29 protein-coding genes and 1 riboswitch are annotated in these 26,594 nt (G+C 73.0%); of the genes, 20 read left to right on the top strand and 9 right to left on the bottom strand.

Features of this window, described 5'->3' with window-relative positions; genetic code table 11:
* The gene (locus tag VK501_RS23745) at positions 1–1,656 is read left to right on the top strand and encodes a hypothetical protein (RefSeq protein ID WP_324341912.1); all 1,656 of its coding nucleotides are present in this window, start codon (positions 1–3) and stop codon (positions 1,654–1,656) included.
* A gap of 10 nt (positions 1,657–1,666) precedes the next feature.
* Here the strand turns inward: VK501_RS23745 and VK501_RS23740 are convergent, their stop codons facing one another.
* Both VK501_RS23740 and VK501_RS23735 read right to left on the bottom strand, forming a co-directional pair.
* Complete coding sequence (locus VK501_RS23740) at positions 1,667–2,731, bottom strand: alpha-hydroxy acid oxidase (protein WP_324341910.1); 1,065 nt, start codon at positions 2,729–2,731, stop codon at positions 1,667–1,669.
* Positions 2,728–3,354, bottom strand: coding sequence for a class I SAM-dependent methyltransferase (locus VK501_RS23735; protein WP_324341908.1), 627 nt, complete (start codon positions 3,352–3,354; stop codon positions 2,728–2,730). The genes VK501_RS23740 and VK501_RS23735 overlap by 4 nt, the downstream gene beginning before the upstream one ends.
* Positions 3,355–3,432: 78 nt before the next feature.
* On the opposite strand from VK501_RS23735, the gene ispG reads away from it, so the two are divergent.
* From ispG to VK501_RS23720, 3 genes are all read left to right on the top strand, one after another.
* Complete coding sequence (gene ispG, locus VK501_RS23730) at positions 3,433–4,674, top strand: flavodoxin-dependent (E)-4-hydroxy-3-methylbut-2-enyl-diphosphate synthase (protein ID WP_324341906.1); 1,242 nt, start codon at positions 3,433–3,435, stop codon at positions 4,672–4,674.
* Between the two features lie 167 nt (positions 4,675–4,841).
* Positions 4,842–5,603, top strand: a complete 762-nt coding sequence (locus VK501_RS23725; protein ID WP_324341904.1) for an ABC transporter ATP-binding protein — start codon at positions 4,842–4,844, stop codon at positions 5,601–5,603.
* Positions 5,600–6,367: an ABC transporter permease gene (locus VK501_RS23720; RefSeq protein WP_324341902.1), complete on the top strand. Its 768-nt coding sequence runs from the start codon at positions 5,600–5,602 to the stop codon at positions 6,365–6,367. The genes VK501_RS23725 and VK501_RS23720 overlap by 4 nt, the downstream gene beginning before the upstream one ends.
* A 71-nt stretch (positions 6,368–6,438) precedes the next feature.
* Here VK501_RS23720 and VK501_RS23715 read toward each other — a convergent pair whose 3' ends face one another.
* Entirely contained in the window at positions 6,439–7,047 is a 609-nt protein-coding gene (locus VK501_RS23715) for a superoxide dismutase (protein WP_324341900.1), read from the bottom strand.
* A gap of 85 nt (positions 7,048–7,132) precedes the next feature.
* On the opposite strand from VK501_RS23715, the gene VK501_RS23710 reads away from it, so the two are divergent.
* From VK501_RS23710 to VK501_RS23680, 7 genes are all read left to right on the top strand, one after another.
* Positions 7,133–8,962, top strand: coding sequence for a hypothetical protein (locus VK501_RS23710; RefSeq protein ID WP_324341897.1), 1,830 nt, complete (start codon positions 7,133–7,135; stop codon positions 8,960–8,962).
* A gap of 41 nt (positions 8,963–9,003) precedes the next feature.
* Positions 9,004–9,684: a CDP-alcohol phosphatidyltransferase family protein gene (locus tag VK501_RS23705; RefSeq protein WP_324341895.1), complete on the top strand. Its 681-nt coding sequence runs from the start codon at positions 9,004–9,006 to the stop codon at positions 9,682–9,684.
* A 63-nt stretch (positions 9,685–9,747) separates the two neighbouring features.
* Positions 9,748–10,008: a hypothetical protein gene (locus VK501_RS23700; RefSeq protein WP_324341893.1), complete on the top strand. Its 261-nt coding sequence runs from the start codon at positions 9,748–9,750 to the stop codon at positions 10,006–10,008.
* A gap of 23 nt (positions 10,009–10,031) precedes the next feature.
* Positions 10,032–10,517: an FHA domain-containing protein gene (locus VK501_RS23695; protein WP_324341891.1), complete on the top strand. Its 486-nt coding sequence runs from the start codon at positions 10,032–10,034 to the stop codon at positions 10,515–10,517.
* The gene (locus VK501_RS23690) at positions 10,517–11,287 is read left to right on the top strand and encodes a MerR family transcriptional regulator (protein ID WP_324341889.1); all 771 of its coding nucleotides are present in this window, start codon (positions 10,517–10,519) and stop codon (positions 11,285–11,287) included. The genes VK501_RS23695 and VK501_RS23690 overlap by 1 nt, the downstream gene beginning before the upstream one ends.
* Before the next feature lie 3 nt (positions 11,288–11,290).
* Positions 11,291–11,821: an adenine phosphoribosyltransferase gene (locus tag VK501_RS23685; RefSeq protein WP_324341887.1), complete on the top strand. Its 531-nt coding sequence runs from the start codon at positions 11,291–11,293 to the stop codon at positions 11,819–11,821.
* A gap of 7 nt (positions 11,822–11,828) precedes the next feature.
* On the top strand, positions 11,829–12,281 hold the full coding sequence (locus tag VK501_RS23680) for an SRPBCC family protein (protein WP_324341885.1): 453 nt from the start codon (positions 11,829–11,831) through the stop codon (positions 12,279–12,281).
* Here the strand turns inward: VK501_RS23680 and VK501_RS23675 are convergent.
* Positions 12,278–13,216 carry an RNA polymerase sigma factor gene (locus VK501_RS23675; RefSeq protein ID WP_324341883.1) on the bottom strand — a complete coding sequence of 313 codons (939 nt, stop codon included), beginning with the start codon at positions 13,214–13,216 and terminating at the stop codon, positions 12,278–12,280. The two genes, VK501_RS23680 and VK501_RS23675, sit on opposite strands and share 4 nt — an antisense overlap.
* Before the next feature lie 48 nt (positions 13,217–13,264).
* Here VK501_RS23675 and VK501_RS23670 point away from each other — a divergent pair, with 48 nt between their 5' ends.
* The gene (locus VK501_RS23670) at positions 13,265–13,663 is read left to right on the top strand and encodes a PaaI family thioesterase (RefSeq protein WP_324341881.1); all 399 of its coding nucleotides are present in this window, start codon (positions 13,265–13,267) and stop codon (positions 13,661–13,663) included.
* Positions 13,664–13,695: 32 nt separating this feature from the next.
* Here the strand turns inward: VK501_RS23670 and VK501_RS23665 are convergent, their stop codons facing one another.
* From VK501_RS23665 to VK501_RS23650, 4 genes are all read right to left on the bottom strand, one after another.
* Positions 13,696–14,154, bottom strand: a complete 459-nt coding sequence (locus tag VK501_RS23665; RefSeq protein ID WP_324341879.1) for a hypothetical protein — start codon at positions 14,152–14,154, stop codon at positions 13,696–13,698.
* Positions 14,155–14,235: 81 nt separating this feature from the next.
* Entirely contained in the window at positions 14,236–15,954 is a 1,719-nt protein-coding gene (locus VK501_RS23660; RefSeq protein WP_324341877.1) for an NAD+ synthase, read from the bottom strand.
* 13 nt (positions 15,955–15,967) lie between these two features.
* The gene (locus tag VK501_RS23655) at positions 15,968–16,393 is read right to left on the bottom strand and encodes a hypothetical protein (protein ID WP_324341875.1); all 426 of its coding nucleotides are present in this window, start codon (positions 16,391–16,393) and stop codon (positions 15,968–15,970) included.
* Positions 16,394–16,434: 41 nt separating this feature from the next.
* Positions 16,435–17,874 carry a wax ester/triacylglycerol synthase family O-acyltransferase gene (locus tag VK501_RS23650; protein ID WP_324341873.1) on the bottom strand — a complete coding sequence of 480 codons (1,440 nt, stop codon included), beginning with the start codon at positions 17,872–17,874 and terminating at the stop codon, positions 16,435–16,437.
* Between the two features lie 91 nt (positions 17,875–17,965).
* Between VK501_RS23650 and VK501_RS23645 the strand changes: the two genes are divergently transcribed.
* The 5 genes from VK501_RS23645 (at position 17,966) to VK501_RS23625 (ending at position 23,190) form a co-directional block, all read left to right on the top strand.
* On the top strand, positions 17,966–18,574 hold the full coding sequence (locus tag VK501_RS23645; RefSeq protein ID WP_324341871.1) for a sigma-70 family RNA polymerase sigma factor: 609 nt from the start codon (positions 17,966–17,968) through the stop codon (positions 18,572–18,574).
* Between the two features lie 114 nt (positions 18,575–18,688).
* Positions 18,689–19,825 carry an amidohydrolase family protein gene (locus tag VK501_RS23640; protein WP_324341869.1) on the top strand — a complete coding sequence of 379 codons (1,137 nt, stop codon included), beginning with the start codon at positions 18,689–18,691 and terminating at the stop codon, positions 19,823–19,825.
* Positions 19,826–19,913: 88 nt separating this feature from the next.
* Positions 19,914–20,114, top strand: a riboswitch (cyclic di-AMP (ydaO/yuaA leader).
* A gap of 12 nt (positions 20,115–20,126) precedes the next feature.
* Positions 20,127–20,837, top strand: coding sequence for a septal ring lytic transglycosylase RlpA family protein (locus VK501_RS23635; RefSeq protein WP_324341867.1), 711 nt, complete (start codon positions 20,127–20,129; stop codon positions 20,835–20,837).
* 159 nt (positions 20,838–20,996) lie between these two features.
* Entirely contained in the window at positions 20,997–22,097 is a 1,101-nt protein-coding gene (gene dinB / locus VK501_RS23630) for a DNA polymerase IV (RefSeq protein ID WP_324341865.1), read from the top strand.
* Between the two features lie 286 nt (positions 22,098–22,383).
* Entirely contained in the window at positions 22,384–23,190 is an 807-nt protein-coding gene (locus VK501_RS23625) for an alpha/beta fold hydrolase (protein ID WP_324341863.1), read from the top strand.
* Here VK501_RS23625 and trxA read toward each other — a convergent pair.
* A complete protein-coding gene (gene trxA, locus VK501_RS23620; RefSeq protein ID WP_324341861.1) occupies positions 23,187–23,930 on the bottom strand; it encodes a thioredoxin in 744 nt (247 codons plus the stop codon). The genes VK501_RS23625 and trxA overlap by 4 nt on opposite strands.
* Positions 23,931–23,949: 19 nt before the next feature.
* Between trxA and VK501_RS23615 the strand changes: the two genes are divergently transcribed.
* Genes VK501_RS23615 through VK501_RS23605 form a run of 3 tightly spaced genes read left to right on the top strand, consistent with a single transcriptional unit; the run spans position 23,950 to position 26,475 of the window.
* Positions 23,950–24,747 (top strand): alpha/beta hydrolase, encoded by a 798-nt coding sequence (locus VK501_RS23615; RefSeq protein ID WP_324341859.1) that lies wholly within the window; start codon positions 23,950–23,952, stop codon positions 24,745–24,747.
* The gene (locus tag VK501_RS23610) at positions 24,744–25,655 is read left to right on the top strand and encodes an ABC transporter permease (RefSeq protein WP_324341857.1); all 912 of its coding nucleotides are present in this window, start codon (positions 24,744–24,746) and stop codon (positions 25,653–25,655) included. The genes VK501_RS23615 and VK501_RS23610 overlap by 4 nt, the downstream gene beginning before the upstream one ends.
* A gap of 34 nt (positions 25,656–25,689) precedes the next feature.
* Entirely contained in the window at positions 25,690–26,475 is a 786-nt protein-coding gene (locus VK501_RS23605; protein WP_324341856.1) for a thioesterase family protein, read from the top strand.
* Positions 26,476–26,594: the final 119 nt, after the last annotated feature.

Below are 26,594 nucleotides of genomic sequence, written 5' to 3'. Positions count from 1 at the left end.
ATGACCTCCCGCCGGCGTGGTGCCGCCCTCCTGACGGCCCTCGGCCTCGTCGCGCTGGCGATCCTGTGGTACTTCCGGCCGTGGTTCCACGGGCTGGTGATGTTCTTCTGGACGGCGCCGCTGGTGTGGCTGCCGCCCGTGGTGATCCTCGGCGCCTTCCTGGCGCGCCAATGGCACGTGCGCCGCGACATCGTCCGGCGGATCCGGGCGGGCGGACGGCCCCGGGCGCTGGTCGCCGTGCCGCTGGTGGCGTTCTTGTCGTTCGTCCTGTTCGCGAGCCTCAACGGGCCGCTGGTGTCCCGGGCGCTCTACAAGAGCACCGACTACGCAGACGCCAGGACGTTGCCCGCGGGTGGCACCGTGCGGCTCCTGCCCAAGGAGGTCGCCGAGCAGATCGCCGCCGGCGGATTCAACTCGCCGACCGAGCAGCTGACCGACTTCCACATCGTGCGCAGCAAGGAAGGCCTGGAGTGGACCGCGATGCGCACGCCCGACGGCGCGTTTCGCGTGTTCTCCAAGAAGAGCCAGGGCGTGGTCGCCCTCGACGCCGAGCAGACCGCGCGCACCGTGCGCCAGGTCGACGCGGAGTTCAAGTACGCGCCCGGCGTCCGGATCACCGACAACCTGCGCTGGCAGCTGCTCAAGCGCCATTACCTGATCACTTTGGGCGAAGAGACGGCGATCCTCGACGACGCGGGCCAGCCGCTGATCGTCGTGCCGTACATGAAGTACAAGGGCCTGCTGATCCGCCGGCCGGTGTTCGGCGGCGTCTTCGTGGTCCATCCCGACGGGCGCATCGAGGACCTGATGCCGCAGGAGGCGGCGGCGCGGCCCGCGCTGGTGGCCTCCGGCCGGATCTTCCCCGAGGCTCTCGCCCGGCGCATCCAGGACGCCTACGCCTACAAGAAGGGGCTGTGGAACGCGTGGTTCGTCCACGAGGAGCAGACCCACATCAGCGACACCGAGGACAACCAGCAGCCCTACCTCATCGACTTCGGCCCGCAACGCGGCGCCAAATGGGTGACCGTCGCCGAGCCGTACGGCCGCGCGTTCGCGGTCAACGCGATCTTCCTGACCGACACGGTCACGGGCAAGACCGACATCTGGCGGGTCCCGCGCGGGCAGAGCCTGACCGGCAACCGCCGCGCGCTGGAGACCGTGCGGTCCGTGACGATCCCGGGCGTGGACTTCGCCAGCCGTGACCAGCAGGGCGGCCGCGGCGGCGACTTCCGGGTCGTGGAGCCGCGGCCCGTGTTCGTGGCCGGGCGCCTGGTCTACCTCGTCTCGATCGTGCCCGACGCGGCCAACTCGGTCTCCAAGACCGTGATCGTCGACGCCGCGCGCAACAAGGTCACCGCGATCTTCGACAACGACACCGACCCCCAGGCGGAGGCCAAGACGCTGCGCTACCTCGCCACCGGCGTGGTGCCGGGGGCGGCGGCCGCCGAGCCGGCGCCCGACGAGCAGACGCCCGCGGCTCCGTCCACGACGGCCCCGGCGTCGGGCGCGCGGCCCAGCGACGCGGAGGTGCAGCGCCGGCTGGACGCGATCATCGAGCGCCAGCGCGAGCTGCTGCGCGACGCGCAACGCCTGCGCGAGTCGCTGGGCGCCGGCGGCGGCACCCCCGCGAAGACGACCACGACCTCGACGCCGTAGGGCCGCCCGCTCAGACCACGTGGGCCCGCGTGACGTGGGCGGGCGACGGTGCGCCGAGGAGCGTCAGGTCGCGCTCGATCTCGGTGCGCAGCGCGTCGAGGATCCAGCGGGCGCCGTCCTCGCCGTCCCAGGCGAGGCCCCACAGCAGCGGCCGGCCGACCAGCACCGCGCGGGCGCCGAGGGCAAGGGCGACGAGCACGTCGGTGCCGCGCCGGACGCCGCCGTCGACCAGGACCTCGACGGCGCCGGCGACCTCCTGCACGACGTCCTCGAGCAGGTCGATCCCGGCGGGCACGGAGTCCAGCTGGCGGCCGCCGTGGTTGGAGACGACGATGCCGGCCGCGCCGTGCTGGATGGCCAGGCGGGCGTCGGCGGCGGAGTGGATCCCCTTGAGGAGCACGGGGAGATGGACGGCCTCGACCAGGCGCTCGAGGTCCTTCCAGGTCAGCGAGGCGTCGACCAGCGAGAAGAAGTCCGCGGGCGTGAGGCCCGCGCTGTGGCCCGCCGCGAGGGTGATGCCGGGCATGTCGATGCCCGGCGGGACGGCGAAGCCGGTGCGCAGGTCGCGCTCGCGGCGGCCCGCGCGGGGTGCGTCCACCGTGACGACCAGCGCGCGGTAGCCGCAGGCCACGGCCTCGTCGACCAGCGCGTGGGTCACGCCGTGGTCGCGCAGCACGTAGAGCTGGAACCAACGCGGCGCGTCTGGTGCGGCCGCGGCGACCTCACGCGCCGTGGCGGTCGCCAAGGTCGACATGCACATGATCGTCCCGGCGGCGGCCGCGGCGCGGGCCATGCCCGGCTCGCCGTCCGGATGGGCCATGCGCTGCAGGGCGACCGGCGCGACCAGCACCGGCAGCGCGATCTCGGTGCCGAGGACCGTCGTCGCGGTCGTGACGTCGCTGACGTCGACCAGGACGCGCGGGAGGAGCTTGCGGCGGGAGAAGGCCGCCTCGTTGTCGGCGAGCGTGCGCTCGTCCCCGGCCCCGCCGGCGAAGTAGCCGTGCGGGCCCGCGTCCAGCCGGTCGGCCACCAGGCGACCGACGTCGCGGAGGTTGACGGGACCGCCCGTGCTCACCGCGGCGGCCGGACGGGGGCGATGGCGATCCAGCTCTTGGCCAGCGGCCCGACGCGCTCGGCGTGCACCGGCGCGCGGAAGAGCTCTGCGACCTCGTGGCGGCGCAGGAGGTCGATGTCCTCCCAGAAGCCCTGCGTGCCGGCGCGCCAGTAGTGGCGGCGCATGCGCACCGGCAGCCAGTGCGCGAACGGCAGCAGCGCGTGCGGCTCCACCGGGAACGAGTAGGCCGGCGTCTGGACATAGAGTCCGCGCCCGACCCGGCGCACCTCGGCGGCGAACGCCGCTCGCCGCTCGCGCGGCACGTGCTCGATGACGCTGGACGAGTAGACGAGGTCGAACTGGCCGTCCGCGTAGGGCAGGCCGTCGGCGACGTCGGCCTGCAGGAACGGACCGGGATAGTCGGGCCGCGGGTGGAGGTCGACGCCGGTGATCTCCAGCTCGGGCTCCAGGGCGCGCAGGCCGGCGGTGCCGCAGCCGACGTCGAGCACCCGCATGCCGGGCCGCAGCCCCGTCAGGCCGAAGAACTCCGCATGGCGTCGCGCGCGGGCGCGAGCGGCGATGGGAGAGGCGATGCGCGCACGGGTGCGACCCTGTGCTGTGCCGTACACGTCGGGGGCCGCCACGGACGGCAGGCTAGACGAAACGCCTGGACGGACCGCGGGCGGTGGGGCGGTGCGAGGCGGGCTTCTATCATGGGGGCCATGGCCTCTGCCCGTCAGATCCGCGTCGGCGACGTCCCCGTCGGGGGTGGCGCACCCGTCGCCGTCCAGACGATGACCAAGACGGAGACCGCGAACCTCACGGCGACGATGGATCAGATCCACCGCGTGACCGAGGCCGGCGCCGACATCGTGCGGGTCGCCGTGCCGCGCGAGCAGGACGTCGAGGCGCTCAAGACGATCGTCGTCGAGTCCAAGATCCCGATCATCGCCGACATCCACTTCAACCACACGCTGGCGATCAAGGCCATCGAGGCCGGCGCCCACTGCGTGCGGATCAACCCGGGCAACATCGGTGGTCCCGACAAGGTCGCCGAGGTCATCGCGTCGGCGAGGGCCAAGGGCACGCCGATCCGCGTCGGCGTCAACTCCGGCTCGCTGCCCAAGCACCTGCGCGACCTGGAGTTCACCAACCCCGTCGACGCGCTCGTCACGGCCGCGACCGAGTGGGTCGAGCTGATGCACACGCTCGACTTCTACGACTTCAAGGTCTCGATGAAGTCGACGTCGGTGCCCAACACGATCGCCTCGAACCGCCTGCTGAGCGAGAAGATCGACCACCCGCTGCACCTCGGCATCACCGAGGCCGGCACGAAGTGGTCGGGCTCGCTGAAGAGCGCGGTCGGGCTCGGCACGCTGCTGGCCGACGGCATCGGCGACACGATCCGCATCTCGCTCTCGACGTTCCACGCCGAGGAGGAGGTCAAGGTCGCCTGGGAGATCCTGAAGGCCTTGAAGCTCCGCGAGCGCGGCCCGGTCCTGATCGCCTGCCCGACCTGCGGGCGGCTGCAGTTCGACATGGACTCGGTCGTCATGGAGGTCGAGCGGCGGCTGGAGCAGTACGCCGACCCGATCGAGGTCTCGATCCTCGGCTGCGCCGTCAACGGCATCGGGGAGGCGCGCCACGCCGACTTCGGCATCACGGGCGCCAAGGACTCCGCGATGATCTTCTCGAAGGGCGAGCCGCTGAAGAAGGTGCGCACCGAGCACCTCGTCGACGAGCTCTTCGCCGAGATCGACAAGTACTATGCGTCGGGCAAGAAGGTCGTGGTCGACGCGGGCGCGGCGGCCGAGGCCGCGCAGTGGCTGGCCGAGAACGAGGACGAGTCGGCGCTGACGCCGGAGCGGCTCGCCGCGCTGGAGGCCGCGCAGGCCGAGGCCGACGCCGACGCGATCGACGAGGCCGTCTCCCCGACGGCCGGCCGGCGCTTCAGCCGCGCTTAGGAGACTGTGTCGCTATCGCGACTGGGGGACCCACCTCCGGCGGCGACGGCTGGCCGTCGTGGGCCTCGGCCTCGCTGGCCGCCTACGGCACCCCTGACGCTCCCAGGCATGACCTGCCGTACCCGACGCTTGACTTCAAGCGCACTTCAACTTGCAAGATGGTGGACATGGCCCTTCAGATCACCGACCTCGTCAAGCGCTACCCCACGGGCACCGAAGCCCTGAAGGGCGTGTCGCTGAACCTTCAGGAGGGCGAGTTCTTCGGGCTGCTCGGGCCCAACGGCGCCGGCAAGTCGACGCTGATCCACTGCACGACCGGGCTGGCGCAGCCGACGTCGGGCACGATCCGCGTCTTCGGCCACGACGCGATCGAGCACTACGGCGAGGCGCGGCGCGCGGTCGGGCTGGCGCCGCAGGACCTCAACCTGGACTGGTTCCTCACGGCGGAGGAGACGCTCGACTACCACGGCGGGTACTTCGGGATGCCCAAGAAGGACCGCCGCGAGCGGACCAAGGAGCTGCTGGAGGCGTTCTCGCTGACGGCCAAGAAGGACGACCGCACACGGACGCTCTCGGGTGGCATGAAGCGCCGGCTGATCCTCGCCCGGGCGCTGATGCACCGGCCGAAGCTGCTGATCCTCGACGAGCCGACCGCGGGCGTGGACGTCGAGCTGCGCCTGGAGCTGTGGCACTACGTCCAGCGGATCAACGCGGAGGGCACGACGATCCTGCTCACCACGCACTACCTCGAAGAGGCCGAGCAGCTCTGCGACCGGATCGCGTTCATCAACGACGGCCAGATCGTCGCGACGGGCTCCAGCGACGACCTGGCCGAGCACTACGGCGTGGCCGGGCTGGAGGACGCCTACCTGGAGCTGGTGGGCCGCAAGGAGCTCTCACGCGGCGCCGTCCGGGAGATCGCGTCATGACGACCACGCAGATCCGCTTCATGGCGCTGCTGCGCCGCGAGTGCAACCGGTTCTTCAAGATCAAGCGCCAGACGCTGGGCGCGCCGCTGCTCGAGACGTTCCTGTACATCTCGGTCTTCGGCGCGGCACTCGGGTCGCGCATCGACAAGCTGCACGGCGTCGACTACGTGGTGTTCATCGTCCCCGGGCTGATCATGATGGCCTGGGCGATGAACGCGTTCTCCAACAACGCGTCGTCGATCCTCCAGCAGAAGTTCCAGCGCTCGATCGACGACCAGCTGTCGTCGCCGGCGTCGCCGCTGGAGCTGCTGCTGGCCTTCACCTTCGGCGGGTTCCTGCGCGGGATGATCGTCGCGACGCTCACCTTCTGCGCGGCCTCGCTGCTGGTCGACATCCCGGTCGACCACGTGCTGGTGCTGATCCCAGCGCTGTTCCTCGTCGGCTTCTTCTTCTCGCAGCTCGGCGTGCTGGTCGGCGTCCGCGCCGAGCAGTTCGACGACGTGTCGGTCGCCCAGACGTTCGTCCTGCAGCCGCTGATCTTCCTGGGCGGCGTCTTCTACTCGGCCGCCCTGCTGCCCGAGCCCTTCCAGACGCTGACCCACTTCAACCCCGTCTACTACATGATCGGGCTGGTGCGCTACGGGTTCCTCGGCTACTCCGAGGCCAACGTCGCGCTGTCGCTGATCTTCCTGACGGCCGCCGCGGGCGCCCTCTTCGCGGTCAACCACCGCCTCTTCTCCCGCGGCTACCGCCTGCGGGCCTGATCAGCGACGGGAGGCGGCCGGGCACGCGCGGGATCCTGCCACGCGCGCCCGGCCGGCCTGAAATCTCCCGGTCAGCCCTTGGCGGCGGAGTACCGCTCGGCGACCTTGTCCCAGTTCACGACGTTCCACCATGCCTTGAGGTAGTCCGGGCGCTTGTTCTGGTACTTGAGGTAGTACGCGTGCTCCCAGACGTCGTTGCCCAGCAGCGGCGTCTGGCCGTCGAGGACCGGGCTGTCCTGGTTCGGCGTCTTGGTGAGCTTGAGCTCGCCGCCGTCGAGGACCAGCCAGGTCCAGCCGGAGCCGAACTGCGCTACGCCGTTGGCCTCGAACTGCTCCTTGAACTGATCGAAGGAGCCGAAGGCGGTGGTGATGGCGCCGGCCAGGTCACCGCTCGGCTCGCCGCCGCCGTCCGGGCTCATGCTCTCCCAGAACAGCGTGTGGTTGGCGTGGCCGCCGCCGTTGTTGCGGAACGGGGTCTGCTTGTCGGCGGGCAGCGACGACAGGCTGGCGAGGACCTCCTCGACCGGCTTGCCGTCGAACTCGGTGCCCTCGAGGGCCGCGTTGGCCTTGTCGACGTAGGCCTGGTGGTGCTTGTCGTGGTGCAGCTTCATCGTCTGCTCGTCGATGGTCGGCTCGAGCGCGTCGTAGGCGTACGGCAGAGCAGGAACGGAGTAGGGCATGGGCTCTCCTGTCGGGGAATCGATGGGTCTTGTACGAAACATATCCATGCCCACATCCGTCCCTTGCCTCACAATGCTCGCTCGCATGCTCCCCCGCTCGCTGCTCCTCGCCCTGTCCACCGCCCTGTTGGCCTTCGTACTCACCGCTCCGGCGTGGTCGGTGCAGCCGTTCAGCCCGGCCTGCGCCGGCAACTGGGACTGCATCGGGGTCGACGATCCCGCGCTGGGCGACGACGTCGTCGTGCTCTGGCGCGCGCACTCGGCCACCACGCAGACCGTGTCGCTGGAGAGCCGGCAGCGCGTCGGCGGCGGCGCGACGGTGCTCACCGCGACGACCGGGCCCGTGACCGTCGAGGCCGGCGCGATGCGCGAGTTCGCCGCCCGTCTGCCGATCGTCGCGGGCGGCGTGCTGGCGGTCGCGGGCGCGACGGGCCCGATCGAGGTCGAGGGCGTCGTGGAGAGCGACGACGACGGTGACGGCTACGGCAACCGGACGCAGGACGCCTGCTTCAACGACTTCAACCGGCACGACGCACCCTGCGGCGCGGTCACGACCTTCGGAAGCGCGCTGACGTTCGCGCCCGACCCGCGCGGCTTCTCGGGCTCCGACGTCGTGCAGTCCGCGACGTCGGCGCCGCGGCCGGCCGCCGCGAGCGACGGCGTGATCACCGCCTACCGCGTCCGCTCGGCCACCACGGCGCCGCTCACGCTGCAGGTGCTGCGCCCTGCGGGCTCCGGCGCGTTCCAGGCGATCGCCGCCGCCGCGCCCGCGACGCCCGCGGCCGGCGGCGCCGTGACGACCGTCACCGCCGTGCGGCTGCCCGTCAAGGCCGGCGACCAGCTCGGGCTGCGCGCGGCCGGCGCGGTCGGGGCCGTCGCGGTCGCGCCGAGCGACCTGCGGACGTTCGTCGCCCCGTTGGACGTGGGTGACACGGCCACGCCGGGCGCGCCCAGCAGCCACCGCCTGCTGGCGCAGGCCGACGTCGAGCCCGATGCCGACGCCGACGGCTTCGGCGACCTCACGCAGGACACATGCCCGTTCGACGCGGCGCGGCACGCCGGCTGCCAGGCCGATCTCGCGGTCACCTCGATCTTCAGCAGCAAGGACGTCAACCCGGGCAAGGACGCGTTCTTCGAGTTCTGGGTCACCAACCACGGACCGGATCCCGCCAAGGACGTCGAGCTGCGGGTGACGCTGCCACCCGGCACCGTCCTTGGGGGCAACGTGGCGCCGTGTCCGTCGGTGGCCGGCGTGTCGACGTGCCGGGTTCCCCGGCTCAACCCGGGCGACGCGTCGGCGGAGCGGTTCTTCGTGGCCAGCGCCCCCGGCAGCACCGCGACGTCGACCGCGACCGCCGGCTCGGCCACGCCCGACCCGGACCCGACCAACAACCAGCTGACGTGGACGGCGACGTTCCACGCGCCCTTCACCAGCCCGCCTTGGGTCGCGCCCGTGCTGCGCCCGTGCGTCAACGTCGTGCGCGGCACGCGCGACGACGACGTCCTGCGCGGCACGGCGTTCGGCGATCGCCTCGTCGGCAACGACGGCGACGACCTGCTCAAGGGCAACGGCGCGGGCGACTGCCTGGAGGGCGGCGCCGGCAACGACGTCCTCGACGGCGGCGACGGCGACGACCGCCTCGCCGGCAGCGCGGGCAAGGACCGCCTCACGGGCGGCAAGGGCGACGACAAGCTCACCGGCGGGCGCGGCAACGACCGGCTCAGCGGCGGATCCGGCAAGGACACGATCTCGCCGGGCGCGGGCACCGACACGGTCTCCGCCGGGCCCGGCAACGACACGATCAACACGGTGGACGGGGTGCGCGAGACGATCGACTGCGGCACCGGCACGGACGCGATCCGCGCCGACCGCCGCGACCGGCTCAAGCACTGCGAGAAGGTCACGCGGCGCTAGTGGGCCACGGGGGTCGCCGCCGACGTAGGCTGCAAATGACGATGGCGCCGCTCCCCGACGACGATCCCCGCGGTCCCGAGACGGCGAGCCCGTCGCTGTGGACCAACCCGCGCCTGACGTTCCGGCGCCTGTTCGGCCTGGATCGCTCCGGTCCGCCGCCGCCGGCGACGCTCAGCGACGCGCCCTGGAACGTCTGGACGATCCCGAACGCCATCGGGTTCGTCCGCCTTGCGCTGATCCCCGTGCTGCTGATCACCGCGCTGTCGTCCGACAGCGGCACCGACGCGCTGCCGGCCATCCTGTTCGCCGTCATCGGCTGGAGCGACTACGCCGACGGCATCGCCGCGCGCGTCACCGGCCAGTACAGCCGCTTCGGCGCGCTGCTGGACCCGGTCGTCGACCGCCTGCTCGTGGTGGCGGGCGTCGTGATCTGCTGGAACTTCGAGCTGCTGCCGCGCTGGGCGCTCGCCGTCCTCGTCGCGCGCGAGCTCTACCTGCTGGTCGCCGGGCAGTTCGCGCTGCGCCGCGGCATCGAGCTGAAGATCAACTGGTGGGGCCGCTGGGGCGTCTGGCCGACCATGAGCGCGTTCTTCTTCGCGATGGTCGGGTTGAGCACGCTGGCGCACGTGCTGCTGTACGTCGGGCTCGCGCTCTCGCTGGCCGCGGCGGCGTTCTACACCCGGGATGCGCTGGCCGCAACCCGGCCTGCACCCTCAAGTTGAGCTTGATGGGTGGCGCGCCACTGCTATTCTCGCCCGGCCCGTCCCCAGGAGGAGAAGGACCCCATGGACACGTTCCCCGATCTCGGCTCGCTCTCAGACCAGGAGCTCAAGGATCTCATCCAGCAGCTCACCGAGGAGGAGGTCGACATCTCCTATCGCCGGCGCATCCTGCACGGCAAGATCGACATCCTGCGTGCCGAGCTGGTGAACCGCCTGCGCAAGCGCCATGAGGGTGGCGAGGAGGTCATCACGGGCGCGGACGTCCAGCGGCTCACCGACATCCTCGCCGGCCGCGCCGCAGGCGACCACCCGGCGGGCGAGTAGGCGGTCGGGGAGGCCGAACCATCGTGGCCCGCCACTGCCCCGAATGCGGGTTCAGCAACGCCGACGACGCGAACTACTGCCAGCGCTGCGGGGCCTTCATCGGCCATCCGGAGACCGCCGGCGCTCCCGGGTCCGAGTCGTCGACCGCGACGTATCGCATCGACGAGACCGGCGAGCTGGTCCCGGTGGAGCTGGAGGACATCGTCGCCCAGGGCGGCGGCGCCGCGCTGGTCGTGCGCGCCGGCGGCGGCCGTGTCGGCGAGAGCTTCCCGCTGGACGGCGACCGCATGACGATCGGGCGCCGACCCGACTCCGACGTGTTCCTCGACGACGTGACGGTCTCGCGCGATCACGCGCTGGTCGTGCGCCGCGGCGAGGAGTACCACCTCGACGACCTCGGGTCGCTCAACGGGACCTACGTCAACCGCCGCCGCATCGAGAGCCATCACCTGGCCGACGGCGACGAGCTGCAGGTCGGCAAGTACAAGCTCACGTTCCTCGCACGCTGATGGCCGCCGTGGAGGATCCGCTCACCACAGCAGCCCTCGATCAGCGCCCCGGCAAGGCGATGACGATCGGTGCGGTCTGCAAGGCGCTCCGCCAGGAGTTCCCGGACATCTCGATCTCCAAGATCCGCTACCTCGAGGACCAGAAGCTCCTCGAGCCGCGGCGCACGCCGGGCGGCTATCGCCTCTACGCGTCCACCGACGTCGCGCGGCTGCGGACGATCCTGCGCATGCAGCGCGACGAGTTCCTGCCGCTGCGCGTCATCCGCCAGGAGCTCGCCTCCGGCCGCGTCGACGGCGACGAGCCCACCGTGCCGCCGCCGTCTGCCGAGGCCGCGGCCGCGGCCGCCGCCAACCGGACGCGCCGGCGCCCGAGCATGTCGGTCACCGGCGACGGCGCGCTCTACAGCCTCGACGACGTCGTCGAGGACACGCGCGCCGAGCCGAGCCTGGTCGCCGAGCTCGAGGAGTACGGCGTCATCAAGGGCGAGAATCGCGCCGGCACCAAGTACTACGACGAGACCGAGCGCGAGATCATCCGCGCCGTCACCGAGCTGGCACGCTACGGCGTCGGCGGGCGCAACCTGCGCGCGTTCCGCACCTCGGCGGACCGCGAGGCCGCGCTGCTGCAGCAGATCCTGGCCCCCGCGCTGCGCTCGCGCAACGTCGAGCGCCGCAAGGAGGCCGTCGAGGCGCTGGAGAACCTGGCCGCCGTCACGACGCACCTCAAGCACCTGCTGCTGATTCGCGACCTGCGCAAGATCGTCGGCTAGGACATGGACACCGACGAGCTCGCGCGCTACGTGCGCGACATCCCGGACTTTCCCAAGCCCGGGATCACCTTCAAGGACATCACGCCCGTGCTGGCGTCGGCCGAGGCGCTGGACGCCGCGGTCTCGCAGCTGGCCGACTACGCGCGGCCGCTGAACGTCGACGTCGTCGTGGGCGCGGAGGCGCGCGGCTTCCTGCTCGGCGCCGCGCTGGCCCGCGAGCTCGGCGCAGGGTTCGTGCTGGCCCGCAAGCCCGGCAAGCTGCCGCGCGAGACCGTCCGCGCCGAGTATCTGCTCGAGTACGGCACCGACGCGCTGGAGCTCCACAGCGACGCCGTCGCCGAGGGCGCGCGCGTCCTCGTCCACGACGACCTGCTGGCCACCGGCGGGACCGCGCTGGCGCTGTGCGAGCTGGTCGAGCAGCTGCAGGGCGACGTCGTCGGGTGCGCGTTCTTCCTCGAGCTGGCGTTCCTGCGGGGGCGTGAGCGCCTGGCGCGCTACGACGTGCGCTCGCTGGTCAGCTACGACGAGGAGTGAGGGCCCCGTGCCGGTGACGCGCCGCAGCCGCACCGTGGCCGCCACGCCGGCGGCGCTCTGGCAGACCGTCGCCGACCCGCATCAGCAGCCGCGCTGGTGGCCGCGCGTGGAGCGCGTCGAGGGCGTCGACGGCCGCGGGTTCACCCAGGTGCTGCGCTCCGACCGGGGCGCGGTCGTGCGCGCGGACTTCCGCTTCGGACAGCGCAACAAGCCGCGCGTCGTCGTCTGGACGCAGGACCTCGAGGGCACGCCGTTCGCCAAGCTGCTGGCGCAGTCCGAGACGCGGGTGACGCTGGAGCCCGCCGGCGACGCGGCGACGCGGGTCGAGCTGCGGCTGGCCCAGAAGCTCCAAGGCGTCTCGCGCTTCGGGGGCTTCATGGTCCGCCGCGCCGCGCGACGCCAGCTCGACACCGCGCTCGATGCGCTGGCCGAGCTGCACGGCGACGCGGCCTCGGCCTAGCCCGTCAGCGAGCCCTGCAGGACGATCGTCGTCGGCGTCTTCGGCGTGCTGCTCGGCTCGCGCGTGACGAGGATCTCCTTGTAGGAGGTGAGATCGCTCGGCGCGGCGACGAGGCCCTGCAGGCGACCCTTGCTGGCGCCCTTGCTCGTCACGGGCGGGAAGAAGCCCAGGAACTTGACCTTGGAGCCGTTGCGCAGCCACAGCACGTAGTGGCCGGAGGCGGCCAGGTTCTGGCCGACGACCGCGAGCGCCCGCTGGCTGTCCTGGGACACGACGTTGGCGACGCCGAGGCGCTTGGCGCTCGTCGCGCCGCCGGGCGGCAGCAGGTTGATCTGGGCCTCGGTCGCCGCGGTGCCCGCGGTCGTCGAGGTCGCCGTGGTGGTCGCCGACGCGTTGCTGGAGCTGTTGCCGTCGCCCCCGCCGTCGAGCGTGCCGGTGAGCACCAGCACGGCGGCCGCGACCACGATCGCCAGGCCGACGAGCAGCAATACGCCGCCCAGGCGCGACGAGCGCTCCTGGCCGGCGCGCGCGTGACGGCGGGCCTGCAGCGCGTCGAACGCCTCATCGACCTCCGCCGGGTCGGCCGGGATGTCGGGCAGGGCGTCGTCGGACGCCAGGCCGGCGGTGCGCAGCTCGCCGGCGACCACGCGCGCCCAGGCGCGGGCCGGGGCGTCGGCCTCGAGGTGCTCGCGCGTCGCGGCGCGCGCCGAGGCGCTCTGCTGGCCGAGCAGGTAGTCGCCGATCTCGTCCTGGCGCTCGTCGTCCAGGCCGCCGGCGGCCGGTCCGAGCGTCTCCAGCGCCGTGAGGGCACGGTCACGGACCGCTTCGGGGGAGATCTTCAGCAAGCCCGCGATCTCCTCGTACGTGCGCCCCTGGCGCAGCACGAGCTGGAGAACGGCCTTCTGGTCGGCGGGGAGATCGTCGAAAGGCGCCATGCGGCGCAGGAGGCTAACCGAAGGGGCAGCGGTATCGTGCCGCACCCCATGGAACTCGAGCTTCCCCTGCACTTCCCGGGCACCTTCGACGACCTCTACGGGCTGGTGGTCGACAGCGTCGACCTCGACGCCGGGGAGGTCCGCGCCCACGTCGACGTCAAGGCGCACCACAAGCAGCCTGCGGGACTCGTGCACGGCGGCGTGCTGGCCTCGATCGCCGAGTCGATCACCTCGATCGCCACGTGGGGCGCCGTCCAGGCCGACGGCAAGTCGGCCCAGGGACTGAGCAACCAGACCTCGTTCCTGCGCCCGGTGCTGGGCGACCGGATCAACGCGCGCGGGATCGTGCGCCACCGGGGACGGACCACGTGGGTCTGGGAGGTCGAGATCACCGACGACGAGGAGCGCCTCTGCTCGCTCGTCCGGATGACGATCGCGGTCCGGTAGGCGCGGCGCGGCGCGGCGCCGCCGGCCGCGCCTCAGCGGCCGAAGACGCTCACGAGGGACCGCGCGCGGGCGCGGACGCCGCCGAGGTGCTCGCGCACGTCGGCCAGGCCGGCGCGCAGCTCGGCGTCGCCGACCTCGACGGGACGCATCGAGTCCTGCAGCTCCGACAGCACGTGATCGGCGCGGCCCACCGCGTCCACCGCCTCGTCGACGAACCCCTTGACCCCGTGCGACGGAGCGCCCGGGGTGGCCGGCGCGAACGTCCCGCCGGGGAGGCCGAAGCGCTCGGCGAAGCCGGCGTGCGTGCGCTTGGCGCGCCCGTAGGCGACCTGCACCGGCCGGAACAGCTCCTCCTCGAGCCGGTCGGCGGTGTTGTCGTCGAGCAGCTCGTAGGCCGCACCAAGCGCCGCGATCGCCACGGCAAGCTCGTCGATCGCCTCGGCGATCGTGTCGAGCAGCTCCTGCCGGGCCTCGGCGGCGATGTAGGACATGCCCCCAGGGTAATGCGATCAGCCCGCGGCGCCGGCGTCCGGGACGAACAGCGCACGATCCGCCGATCGGCCGACCAGCGGCTATCCGCGGTAGCGGTTGGTGATCGGGACGCGGCGGTCGCGCCCGAAGGCCTTGGACGTGACCTTGATGCCGGGCGGGTTCTGGCGGCGCTTGTACTCCGAGAGGTCGACCAGGCGGATGACGCGGTCGACGTCGTCGGCGGGCAGCCCGCGAGCGATGAGCTGCTCACGGCCGAGGTCCTCCTCGACGTAGCCGAGCAGGATCGCGTCGAGGATCTCGTAGGGCGGCAGGGAGTCCTCGTCCTTCTGGTCGGGCCGCAGCTCGGCCGAGGGTGCGCGCCTGACGATCGAGTCGGGGACGGGGGAGTGCGCGTCGCGCTTGGCGCGCACGTCGACCAGCCGGTAGACGAGCATCTTGGGCAGGTCCTTGATGACCGCGAACCCGCCGGCGCTGTCGCCGTAGAGCGTCGAGTAGCCGACCGACATCTCGGACTTGTTGCCGGTCGTCAGGACCAGCCACCCGAACTTGTTGGACAGGGCCATCAGCAGGTTGCCGCGGATGCGGGCCTGGAGGTTCTCCTCGGTGATGTCGGGCTCGCGGTCGCCGAACACCGGGGCCAGCGTGCGGTCGTAGTCCTCCATCAGGTCCTTGATGGAGAACTCGATCAGCTCGATGCCCAGGTTGCGCGCCAGCGTGCGCGCGTCCTCCTGGGTCTCCGAGGACGAGTACGGCGACGGCATGACGACCGCGGTGACCTTGTCGGGGCCGAGGGCGTCGACGGCGATCGTCGCGACCAGCGTGGAGTCCACGCCGCCCGACAGCCCGAACACGACGTGCTGGAAGCCGTTCTTGCGCACGTAGTCGCGCGTGCCGAGCACCAGCGCCGCGTAGATCTCGGCGTCGGCGTCGAGCGGTTCGGCGACGTCGCCGTGCGGCGCCGGCTTGGCGGTGTCGCCGGCGGTGGTGGCGAAGCGCCCCAGGTGCGCGACCGGTCGGTGCTCGACGCGCCGCGCCAGGCGGGGGCGCGTGTCGCGCAGGCGCGCCGCGCGGGCGGCGTGCGCGTCGACGTCGGCGATCAGCAGGTGCTCGGCGAACTGCGGCGCGCGGGCGACCACCGAGCCGTGGTGGTCGTACACCGCGCTGGAGCCGTCGAAGACCAGCTCGTCCTGGCCGCCGACCAGCGCGCAGAACGCGAACGCGGTGAGGTTGTCGCGCGCACGCTGTTCGAGCATGGTCTCGCGCTCGGCGGGCTTGCCGGCCTGGTAGGGCGAGGCCGAGACGTTGATCACGATCTCGGCGCCGGCGAGCGCCTCGTCGACGATCGGCCCGTCGGGGACCCAGTCGTCCTCGCAGATCGTGACGCCGATCGTGACGCCGTCGACCTCGAGGATCGCCGGCTGGGTGCCCGCCTGGAAGTAGCGGACCTCGTCGAAGACGCCGTAGTTGGGCAGGCGCATCTTGCGGTAGATGCCCTGGACCTCGCCGTCGGCCAGGACGGCGAGCGCGTTGTACACGTCGTCGGCGCGCTCCGGGAAGCCGACGAGGGCGACGATGCCCTGCGCCTCCTCGGCCAGCCGGTCGACGGCGTTGCGCGCGTCCTGCAGGAAGTGCTCCTTGAGCAGCAGGTCCTCCGGCGGGTAGCCGGTGATCGCCAGCTCGGGGAACGCGACGACCTGCGCGCCGGCCGCCTTGGCCGCGAGGATGCCGTCGCGGATGGCGGCCTCGTTGCCGGGGAGGTCGCCGACGGTGGCGTTGAGCTGCTGCAGGGCCAGGCGCATGTGGCGCTGAACGCTACCCGGCGGCGCGGCCCAGCCAGTATTCGACGAAGGCGCGCAACGCCGGGTCGTCGGGCGAGGTCGTGGCCAGCACCCGGTCGCCGCCGTAGGCGTGGAGGCTCGGGCACTGGGCCTTGCGGCCCTCCCGGTCCCGGCAGACGACGAGGTTCGCGACACCGCCGTCGGCCACGTCGACCTGCACCGCCTGGCCCGCGGCGAGCAGCGCCGGCGATGGCGGTCCGGCGACCTCGTCGGCGAGCAGCTGCGCGGCGGGCTGGGCGCCGGGGTCGTCGACGACGATCACGACGTTGCCGCGCCGCACGTCGGCGGCATGCGGCACGAGTCCGTGGAAGATCGCGCCCGGAACCGCCACCGGCGGCCCGCTGGTCGTCGCGCCGTCGTTGGCGGTGAAGAACCACACCGCCGCCAGGACGCCGGCCACCGCCAGCACGACGACCGCGGCGCCGCTGAGGAGGCGGCCGATCAGGTCGCGACGGGGGTCGGCGTGCGGCGGGGCCCGGTGCGTCCGGCGCGATCGTCGGCGTCCGCGACGCGCGCGAGGTCGTCGATCGCCCCTTCGAGGTGCTCGGCGATGTCCTCGAGGTCGGCGAGCGCGTCGAAGTCGGCGAGCAGACCGAACCCGAGGCGCCCGTTGTAGGACATGATCGCGATGCCGAGCGCCTGCTTGAGCGCGAGCGGCACGACGGGGTAGAGGCCGAGCATCCGGTGGCCGAGCAGGAACAGCTCGAACTGTGGGCCCGGGACGTTGGTCACGACGAGGTTGAAGAACCGCTGGCGCGCCTGCAGCCGCGCGGCCTGGCTCATGATCGTCGGCGGCGCGAAGTCCGCCAGCTGCGTGAGCGTCTCGGCGCCGACGGCCTGTCCGGACTCCTTCAGGCCGCGCATCGCCCGGTGGACCTCGTCGAACGCCGCCACGGGGTCCTCCACGCCGACCGGCAGCGGCGCCCACATCGTCGCCACGCGGTTGCCCAGCGCTCCCTCCTGGGCCTCGGCGCGGACGGACACCGGGACCATCGCGCGGAGCACGAGCCCGTCGGTGTCCTCGCCGCGCCCGCGCATCCAGCGCCCGAGCGCGAGCGACACCGCGGTCAGGACGACGTCGTTGACCGTCCCGCCGAGGCTCGACTTGATGGCCTTGAAGCGCCGCAGGTCGGCGTCGACCCACGTGTAGCGCCGGTGCGGGCCAATGTCGACGTTCAGCGACGAGCGCGGCGCGGGGCTGAGTCCGGCGAGCGCCATCGAGCCCAGCCCGGCCACGCCGCCGGCGAGCCGCTCGGCCACCTGCCGCGGTGCCCGGGTCAGCTTGCGCACGCCGCGCAGCGCCTCGGCCGGGACGGTCGAGCGCTCCAGCAGGGCCTCGGCGAGCAGCTCGGTCTGGGTCGGGACGGGGCGCGGCAGCCACGGGGCGCTCGGCGGGGCGGGCGGCGCCGGGTCGCGCATGGGGTCGAAGAGGATCGAGACGATGTCGACGCCGCTGACGCCGTCGACCAGTGCGTGATGGGTCTTGGAGAGGATCGCGAAGCGCGTGGAGTCGATGCTCTCCACCAGCCAGATCTCCCACAGCGGCTTGCTGCGGTCCAGCCGCTGCCCGAAGACGCGGGCGGCCAACCGCTTGAGCTCCTCGTCGGAGGCCGGCGCGGGCAGCGCGGTGTGGCGGATGTGGTATCGGGCGTTGAAGTGCGGGTCGTCGACCCAGCGCGGGCGGCCCTGGCCGAGCGGCACGAACGCGAGGCGCTGGCGATAGCGCGGAACGAGGTGCAGGCGCGCCTCGATGGCCTCCACCAGATCGTCGTAGGCGGGCGCCACGCCCTCGAACGTCATGACGGCGGCCACGTGCATGTGCGCCCCGTTGTCCTCGAGGTGCAGGAAGGACGAGTCCAGAGCGGTGAGGCGTGTGGGCACGCCGCGATGCTCCCACCCCGGTGGGGCGCTTCGCAAGGTGCCATCGCGGGAGGCCGTGGACTGCACCACCGCGATGCAAACCTTCAACATCGTGTGTAAGGTTGCCGCGCAGCGGGTAGAGCACCTCCGTCACCTCGGACTGGAGTACCCGATGTACCTCGGCGATCCCACCACCTTCGGCCGCATCTACGACGAGCACCGCCGCGGCGTCCACGCCACGGCCTACCGCGTTCTCGGCAGCACCGCGGAGGCCCAGGACGTCGTGCAGGACGTGTTCCTGCGCGTCTGGCGCAACCCGGGCCGGTTCGACGCCGGCCGCGGCGAGCTCGGCAGCTACCTGCGCCTGATGGCGCGCAGCCGCGCCGTCGACCTGTGGCGCGAGGGCCAGGCCTCGGGCCGGGCGAGCGATCGCCTGAAGGTCGTCGTCGCCACCGACGCACCGCGCGACGACGCGCGGCCCGACCGCCTGGCGCTGGAGTCCGCCGACCGCTCAACGGTCCGCGACGCGGTGCGCCGACTGCCCGCGGCGCAGCGCGAGGCGCTCGTGCTGGCCTACTGGGGCGGGCTGACCGCCGACCAGATCGCCGCGCGCGCGGGCGTCCCGCTCGGCACGGCCAAGAGCCGCATCCGCCTGGGCCTCGCGCGCCTGCGCGACGAGCTGGGCGGCACGCTGCCCGATCGCGCCGCCGTCGCGGCCTAGGGGGAACACTGGCCCAGAGGGCCAGGTTCCCTTGCGGGTGTTCGCCCAGGGGGCGAAACCCGCGGCGGATTAGGACCCACGCTCCGTCGCGCGACGCGGGGTAGGGTCCGGCCCGTGCCGGTTCGCCCGCTGCCCTTCGACGACGTCGGCTCCGACCTGCGTGCCGAGGCGCTGCGCTGGCTGGGCGACGGCGTCACCTGGTTCGACGCGCACACGCACATCGGCCACCACGACCCCGACGGGTACGAGGCCGATCCCGAGGAGCTCGTCGCCGCGTTGGAGCTGGCCGGCCAGCAGAAGGCGCTCGTCTTCCCGATGCAGGAGCCCGGCGGCTACCGGGCCGCCAACGACTGGGTGCTGCGCTCGTGCGCGGAGTCGGGCGGGCGGCTGGTCGGTCTCGCGCGGATCGACCCGAAGGATCCGGGAGCGATGGACGAGGCGCGCCGCACGCTCGCGGCCGGCGCGCGTGGCTTCAAGCTGCACCCGCGCAGCGACGCGTTCGGGCTGCCGCACCCGGTCGTCGAGGAGGTCGTCGCCCTGGCCGGTGAGCACCGCCTGCCGGTGCTCTTCCACGCCGGTCGCGGCATCCCCGACCTCGGCGACAGCGTCATCCACATGGCCACCGACCACCCGGGCGCGCGGCTGATCCTCGCGCACGCGGGCATCAGCGACCTTGGGCTGCTCGGTCCGCGTGCGGCCGGCCGCTCGAACATCCTGTTCGACACGTCGTGGTGGCACGTGTCCGACCTGCTGACGCTCTTCGCCACCGTCGCGCCGGGACAGATCCTCTACGCGTCCGACATGCCCTACGGCGGTCCGCGCTACGCCTCGATGGCGATGCTGCGCGTCGCGCGCGCCGTCGGCCTGAGCCCCGAGCAGGCGGCCGGGATCGCGGGCGCGCAGCTCGAGCGCGTGGTCGCCGGCGAGGATCTGCTCGACCTCGGAGCGGCCCCTGGCACCGGCGGCCTCGGCCCGCGCGTGCTGGGCTTCGAGCGCGCGATCGGGTACCTCACGGCCGCGGTGCAGATGACGTTCCGCCAAGGCGACCCGACGGAGGCCCTCGCGCTGGCCCGGCTGGCCTGCCAGGCGCAGGCCGAGGCCGAGCACTACGACGACCTGCGCGCGGTCGACGACCTCATCGCGCTCGCCCAGGAGCGCACGGCGGCCGGTGGCGACCCGTACGCGGGCGTGCACGCGGCGATGACGGCACAGGTCCTCGCGGGGACCTCAGCGGCGCTCAACGGCCGCTGAAGCGCGATTGAGCGGTCCGTCGGCGGACCGCGGGGTTTGTGAGCCCCCTCACACAGCGCTATGGGACCAGGGGTAGCCTCACAAACCTTGCTCAAACACGCCGAGCTGCTCCCGCACTGACGGGAGCGGACGGGGGACCCAGAGCCGGCCGGTGTGGTCCAGACCCGGCTGGATGGGGCGAATCGGAGCCTGCTGGCTTCCGTAGCGGTCTGTCGCCACGTGCCCGATGCACGGCGAGCGGCGGTCGCGAGCCCGACAGCTAACCCCGTAGGCGCTGAAGCGACACGTAGGAGGTTGCCTCATGCCGAGGCTCAAGACCCTGTCCGCGCCCGGCCTCGCCGGAGCGCTTCTCAGCACGACCATCCTCGCGGCGACGCCGTCGAGCGCGAGCTCCGACACCCAGGCCCCGCCCGCCACGATCCCGGCGACGACCGCTGCTCCTGTCGCGACCAAAGCCACCTCGACGCTGAGGATCCGGAGCGTCCGGCGCACCGTCCTGGCCGGCAGGCGCGTCGTCGTTCGCGGGGTGCTCCGGCCTGCGGGCTCCGGGCGCGCCGTCTCGCTGCAGCTCGGCCGCGCCCGCGGCGGCTGGACGACCGTCGACCACGACCGCACCGACGGTCGTGGCCGCTACGTCCTGATGTGGCGCGCCAGCCGCATCGGCACCAAGCGCGTCCGCGTCCACTTCGGCGGCACGCGCGAGCTCGGCTCGGCCCGCGAGCTGGGCGGCACCGCACGCGTCTACCGGCGCGCGGTCGCGTCCTGGTACGGCCCCGGCCTGTACGGCGGGCACCTGGCCTGCGGCGGCACGCTCAGCGCCGGCACGCTCGGCGTCGCACACAAGTCGCTGCCGTGCGGCACCAAGGTGACGCTGCATTACCACGGGCGCACGGTCCGCGTCCCGGTCGTCGACCGCGGGCCCTACGTGGGCGGCCGCGAGTTCGACCTCACCGCCGCGACGAAGCAGAAGCTCGGCTTCGGCTCGACCGGCACGGTGCTGAGCACCCGCTAGGAGCCCTCGCGGCAGCCGGCCACGCCCCCGGAGCGTCGAGGGACGATTCGATCTCGCTGTACGAGATTCATTCGTCCCTCGACGCCCGTGGGGCGGCCGGCGCGGGGGGCGGCCGGCGCGGGGGCCGGCGCGTCGGAGGCGCCGCGTACCCTGGCGGCCATGGCCAAGCGGGTCATCGCCCACCTCGACTGCGATGCGTTCTACGTGTCGGTCGAGCTGCTGCGCCGGCCCGAGCTGCGCGGCCTGCCGGTGATCGTCGCCGGGTCCGGCCCCCGCGCCGTCGTCACGACCGCCAGCTACGAGGCGCGCAAGTTCGGCGTCGGCTCGGCGATGAGCGCGGCCGAGGCGCGGAGGCGCTGCCCGCAGGCCGTCAACGTCCCGCCTGACCACAAGGCCTACTCCGAGGTCTCCCGCACCGTCTGGGCGCTCGTGCGCGAGCGGCTCGACGTCCTTCAGCAGGCCGGGATCGACGAGGCCTACGCCGACCTGAGCGGCATCGACCGGCCGATCCCGCTGCTGCGCGACCTCATCGCGCACATCAAGCAGGAGACGGGCATCCAGATCTCGGCCGGCGTCGCGCCCAACCGCCTGGTGGCCAAGATCGCCAGCGACCTCGGCAAGCCCGCCGGGTTCGTCGCCATCGGCCGCGAGGCCGCCGCCGCCCACCTCGCCGATCGCTCGCCCCGGATCGTCCCCGGCATCGGCCCCAAGACCGCCGCCCGCCTGGCGGAGATGGGCTACCCGACGCTCGGCGCGCTGCAGGCCGCGCCCGTCGCCGAGCTGCAGGAGCGTTTCGGCGAGCGCTACGGCCACGACCTGCACCGGCGCGCGCACCTGCACGACGAGTCGCCCGTCGTCACCGAGCGCGTGGTCAAGTCGCGGTCGGTCGAGACGACCTTCGACACCGACATCGACGACCACGCCCAGCTCGAGGCGATCCTGCGCAAGCAGTCCAAGGAGCTGGCCGAGGGGCTGCAGGGCAAGGGCGCGCGCGGCCGGACGATCGCGATCAAGGTGCGGCTCGACGACTGGACCACGGTGACGCGGGCGCGGTCGATCGACGCGTTCGTCAACGACGAGGCCACCATCATCGAGGTGGCCGTCGACCTCCTGCGCGCCTACGCGCCCGCGCGGCCCGTGCGCCTGCTCGGCGTCCGCGTCGCGGGATTCGAGGACGAGGTCGCCGAGCCCGAGCCGCGCCCCGCACCGCCCGGGCAGCTCGTGCTGCCGATCTCGGACCGCGCCGGCTCGACGGCTTGATCGAGCGTCCGCGGAGGGGGACAGCGGCGGGCTGGGTGGTGGAGGCGCGGGGGTTGGTGGCAACGGCGCCGCGGGCGTCGGGGGCGGCCTTCGGAGGGGCGGTCGCGCCGCGGTCCGCGATCGGGCCTGGCTTGAACCTCTCCGTCACTGCCCCGCCCGGCGCCCGCAGCACGAGGACGACGGCGCTGGGCGCCCGCCGCGCCCGCCGCCCCCGGCCCGGCGCCCGCCCCCCACGCCGGCACCCGCACCCCGACCGGCCGCCTCGCTCTCCCGGTACGGTCGGCACATGGCGCATCTCACCGTCCAGGGGCGAGAGCTCTTCCACCAGCGGCGCGGCTCCGGCGAGCCGCTGCTGCTCATCCAGGGCATGAGCGGGACGCACCTGTCCTGGGGCGATCCGTTCCTGGAGCGCCTGGACGGCTTCGATGTCGTCAGCTACGACCACCGCGGCATCGGGCGCAGCGCGCGCATCGACGATCCGTTCTCGATCGTGGACCTCGCCGAGGACGCGGCCGGGCTGCTGGACGCGGTCGGCTGGGAGAGCGCCCACGTGCTGGGCATCTCGATGGGCGGCATGGTCGCCCAGGAGCTCGCGCTGCGCCATCCGCAGCGGATCCGCACGCTGACGCTCGGCTGCACCTACTGTGGCGGCCCCGGCTCGGCGCTGGCGCCGCAGGCCACCATCGAGCGCCTGTCGGCCGGCATGATGTCGGGCGACAAAGAGCTGGCCATCCGCACCGCGTTCGAGGTCAACGTGTCGGCGGCCTTCGCGGCGCGCGACGGCGCCTACGACACGTTCCGCGCGATGGCCGGCGCGCTGCCCGCGCCGGTGCCGGTGATCATGCTCCAGATGCAGGCCGTCGCCGGCCACGACACGAGCGCCCGCCTCCCGTCGCTGGCGGCGCCGACGCTCGTGATCCACGGCGACGAGGACCAGATGCTCCCCGTCGACAACGGCCGCCTGATCGCCTCGCTCGTGCCGGGCGCGCGCCTGGCGATCCTCGAGGGCGTCGCGCACATGTTCTGGTGGGAGCAGTCGCAGCGCAGCGCGGAGCTGCTCTGCGCACACGCCCGCGCGGGCGCCGCCTTCTAGTAGAGCGCGCCGGCGAGCCGGCGTCGCGCGTCGCGCGCGAACGGATGGTCGACGCCGAACGCGTCGAGGATCCCGACGATCACCCGGCGCAGGTCGTCGCGGTGCTTGACGTCGTGCTCGACCGCGTCGATCAGCAGGTCGACGGCCCGCTTGGGATCGCCGTGGTCGAGCGCCTTGAACGCCTCCTGGGCCGACTCGACGCCGTCGCGCTCCAACCGGATGCGCGCGGCGAGGCCGTCCGCGCTGAAGTCGCCCTCGGCGTTCTCGAGGGTCTCGAGCGCGCCGTCGACGTCGCCGTTGCGGCGCTGCTGGATCGCGAGCTTGACCTTCGCGTCGGCGCGCGCCGGCTCGAGCTCGATGGCGCGGCGCAGCGACTCCACGTCGCCGGCCTCGACCAGGGCGTCGGCCTCGGAGGGCACGAGCCCGTCGAAGAACTGCTCGACCCGGGCGGGCGGCTGCACGCCGACGAACTCGTCGACGACCTTGCCGTCCTTGAACGCCTTGACCGCGGGAATGCCCTGGATGCCGTACTCCTGGGCGAGACGCGGGTTGGCGTCGGTGTCGAGCTTGGCGAGGACGACGTCGCCGTCGCGCTTGGCGGCCGACTGCTCGAGGAGCGGGGTGAGCGCGCGGCAGGGCCCGCACCACTCAGCCCAGAAGTCGACGACGACGGGCGTCTCCTTCGACTTCTCGATGACCTGCTGCTGGAAGTCCTGCTCGGTGACGTCGATGACGGCCATGTCTCCTAGGGTACGACGGGTGACGTTGTTCCAAGAGCGAAGTGGCTCCGGCACCCCCGTCGTGCTGCTGCACGGCCTGACGGCGACGCACCGCTACGTCGTGATGGGCTCCAAGGCGCTGGAGCGCTCCGGCCACGAGGTGCTCTCCTACGACGCCCGCGGCCACGGCGCGTCCGACCCGGCGCCGGAGGGACCCGACGCCTACACCTACGCCGATCTCACCGCGGACCTCGTGCGCGTCCTCGACGAGGCGGGGTTCGAGCGCGCGGTCCTCGCCGGCGCGTCGATGGGCGCCCACACCGCGCTGCGCGTCGCGCTCGAGCAGCCCGAGCGCGTCGCGGGGCTCGTGGTCGTCACGCCCGCCTACGACCCGGAGGACTGGCCGGGGAACCTCGCGCGCTGGGACGCGCTGAGCGACGGGCTGCGGACCGGCGGCGTCGAGGGGTTCGTGGAGGCCTACGGCGACGAGGGCGTCGGCGGGCGGTGGCGCGACACGATCCAGACGGTGCTGCGCCAGCGGCTCGGCGCGCACGAGCATCCGGAGGCGGTGGCCGACGCGCTGCGCGCGGTGCCGCGCTCGCGCCCGTTCGCAGACCGCGCGCAGCTGAAGGAGATCAGCGCCCCGACCGTCGTCGTCGCCGACCGCGACGAGCCCGACCCGGGCCACCCGCTGGCCGTGGGCGAGTTGTACGCCTCGCTGATCCCGGGCGCGCGGCTCGTCGTCGAGGACGCCGGCCAGAGCCCGATCGCGTGGCAGGGCGCGCAGTTGTCCAAGGTCATCGCCGAGGTCGCGGCAGCGGCGCAGCAGCAGACGTGAAGCGGCTGGCGACGCGGGCGGTGGGGATGGTCGTCGTGGTCGTCGCCGCGACGGCCGCCGCATGGCTGCTCTTCCATGCGCTGCGACCGAACCTGTTCGCCGGCGAGTCCGGGACGCTGCCGTCGCGGCTGTGGCAGTTCCTGGACCGCGCGTTCCTGCACTTCGACTTCGGCGTGTCGGCGCGCGGCAGCCGCCGGCCGGTCGCCGACCTCATCCGCGAGGGCCTGCCCGCCGACGTGAGCGTGCTGGCCGGCGGGCTGGCGTTCGGGGTGCTCGCGGGCGTGGGCGGCGGGATCTGGTGCGCGCGCCATCCGCGCGGGATCGCCTCGCGGATCGTCCAGGCGGGCGCGATGGTCGGGATGTGCGCGCCGGTCTACGTCGTCGGGCTGATGGCGCTGCTGTTCTTCGGCGAGGACATCGGGATCGTGCCCTTCGGCATCGGGATCCCGTTGCACTACGTCGACTTCGACCACTCGCCCGGTGGCTGGCTCGGCGCGCTGATCGTCCCGTGGATCGTCCTGGGCCTGCCGCTGGCGGGCATGTGCCTGCGCGTGATGCTGGGCGAGATGGTCGAGGTCGCCGGCGAGGACTACGTCCGCTCGGCCCGCGCCAAGGGCCTGACCGAGCGCGCGATCCTCCGCCGCCACGTCGCCCCGGCGGCCCTGGCCCCGACCGCGATGCTCGCCGGAGCGGCGATGCCGCTGTTGCTGACCAACCTGGTGCTCATCGAGAAGGTCTTCAGCGTCCCGGGCATCTTCGCCGACCTGACCGCCTCCATCGGCACGTCCAACGTGCCGCTCGTCCTGGGCACCACCGCGGTCGGCGCGCTGCTCATCGCCGTGACGACCTTCCTCTTCGACGTGTTGCTGGTGTGGTTGGATCCGCGGGTGCGGCTGGCGGATCGATAGCCATGGCGACGCTCGTGATCCGCAAGGAGCTGCGATGACCGACGCCGTGTTCGCGCCCGAGGGCGAGGTCCTCATCCCGTCCGAGCACGCCCGCGGCCCGTGGGACGCGGGGGCGATGCACGGCGGAGCGCCGGCGGCGCTGATCGCCCGGGCCATCGAGCGGCTCGAGACGCCGGCGCCGATGCGCTGCGTCCGCCTCGCGCTGGAGTTCGCCGGCGCGGTGCCGCTGCAGCCGGTGACCGTCAGCGCGCGGATCACCCGCGGGGGCAAGCGGCTCGCGCTCGTCGAGGCGGCGCTGAGCACCACCGACGGCACGGAGGTCCTGCGCGCGCGCGGCACGCTGCTGCGCATCGGCGACGTCGCGCTGCCTGCCGCCGCCACGCCGCCCGACGCGCCGGTGCCCGGACCGGAGCAGGGCCGGCCCGCACACTGGACGGGCGGCGACGAGACCGCCGGCTTCCACCTCACCGCCATCGACCTGCGCTTCGCCCGCGGCGACTGGGGCCACGGTCCCGCCGTGGGCTGGTTTCGCCTCGCGATGCCGCTGGTGGCGGGCGAGGAGCCGACCCCGCTGCAGCGCACCGTCGCCTTCGCCGACTTCGGCAACGGCCTCAGCCGCGCGCTGGACTTCCGCACGCACCTCTTCGTCAACGCCGACCTCACGGTCCACCTGCACCGCGAGCCCGAGGGCGAGTGGGTCGCCCTCGACGCCCGCACCGACCTCGACCGCACCGGCGTCGGCCAGGCGACCTCGATCCTCCGCGACCGGCACGGCCGGCTGGGCGTCGCGGCGCAGTCGCTGTTCGTGGCCGAGCGCTAGGGGTGCCGTAGGCGGCCAGCGAGGCCGAGGCCCACGATGGCCAGCCGTCGCCGCCGGAGGTGGGTCCCCAGTCGCGATAGCGACACAGTCTCCTAGGCGAAGCCTCGCCCAGAGGGCCA

This window comes from Baekduia sp. (assembly GCF_035318805.1).
Taxonomy (GTDB): domain Bacteria; phylum Actinomycetota; class Thermoleophilia; order Solirubrobacterales; family Solirubrobacteraceae; genus Baekduia.
The sequence above is the reverse complement of the archived record's forward strand: the minus strand, read 5'-3'. Positions and strand labels throughout refer to the sequence as shown.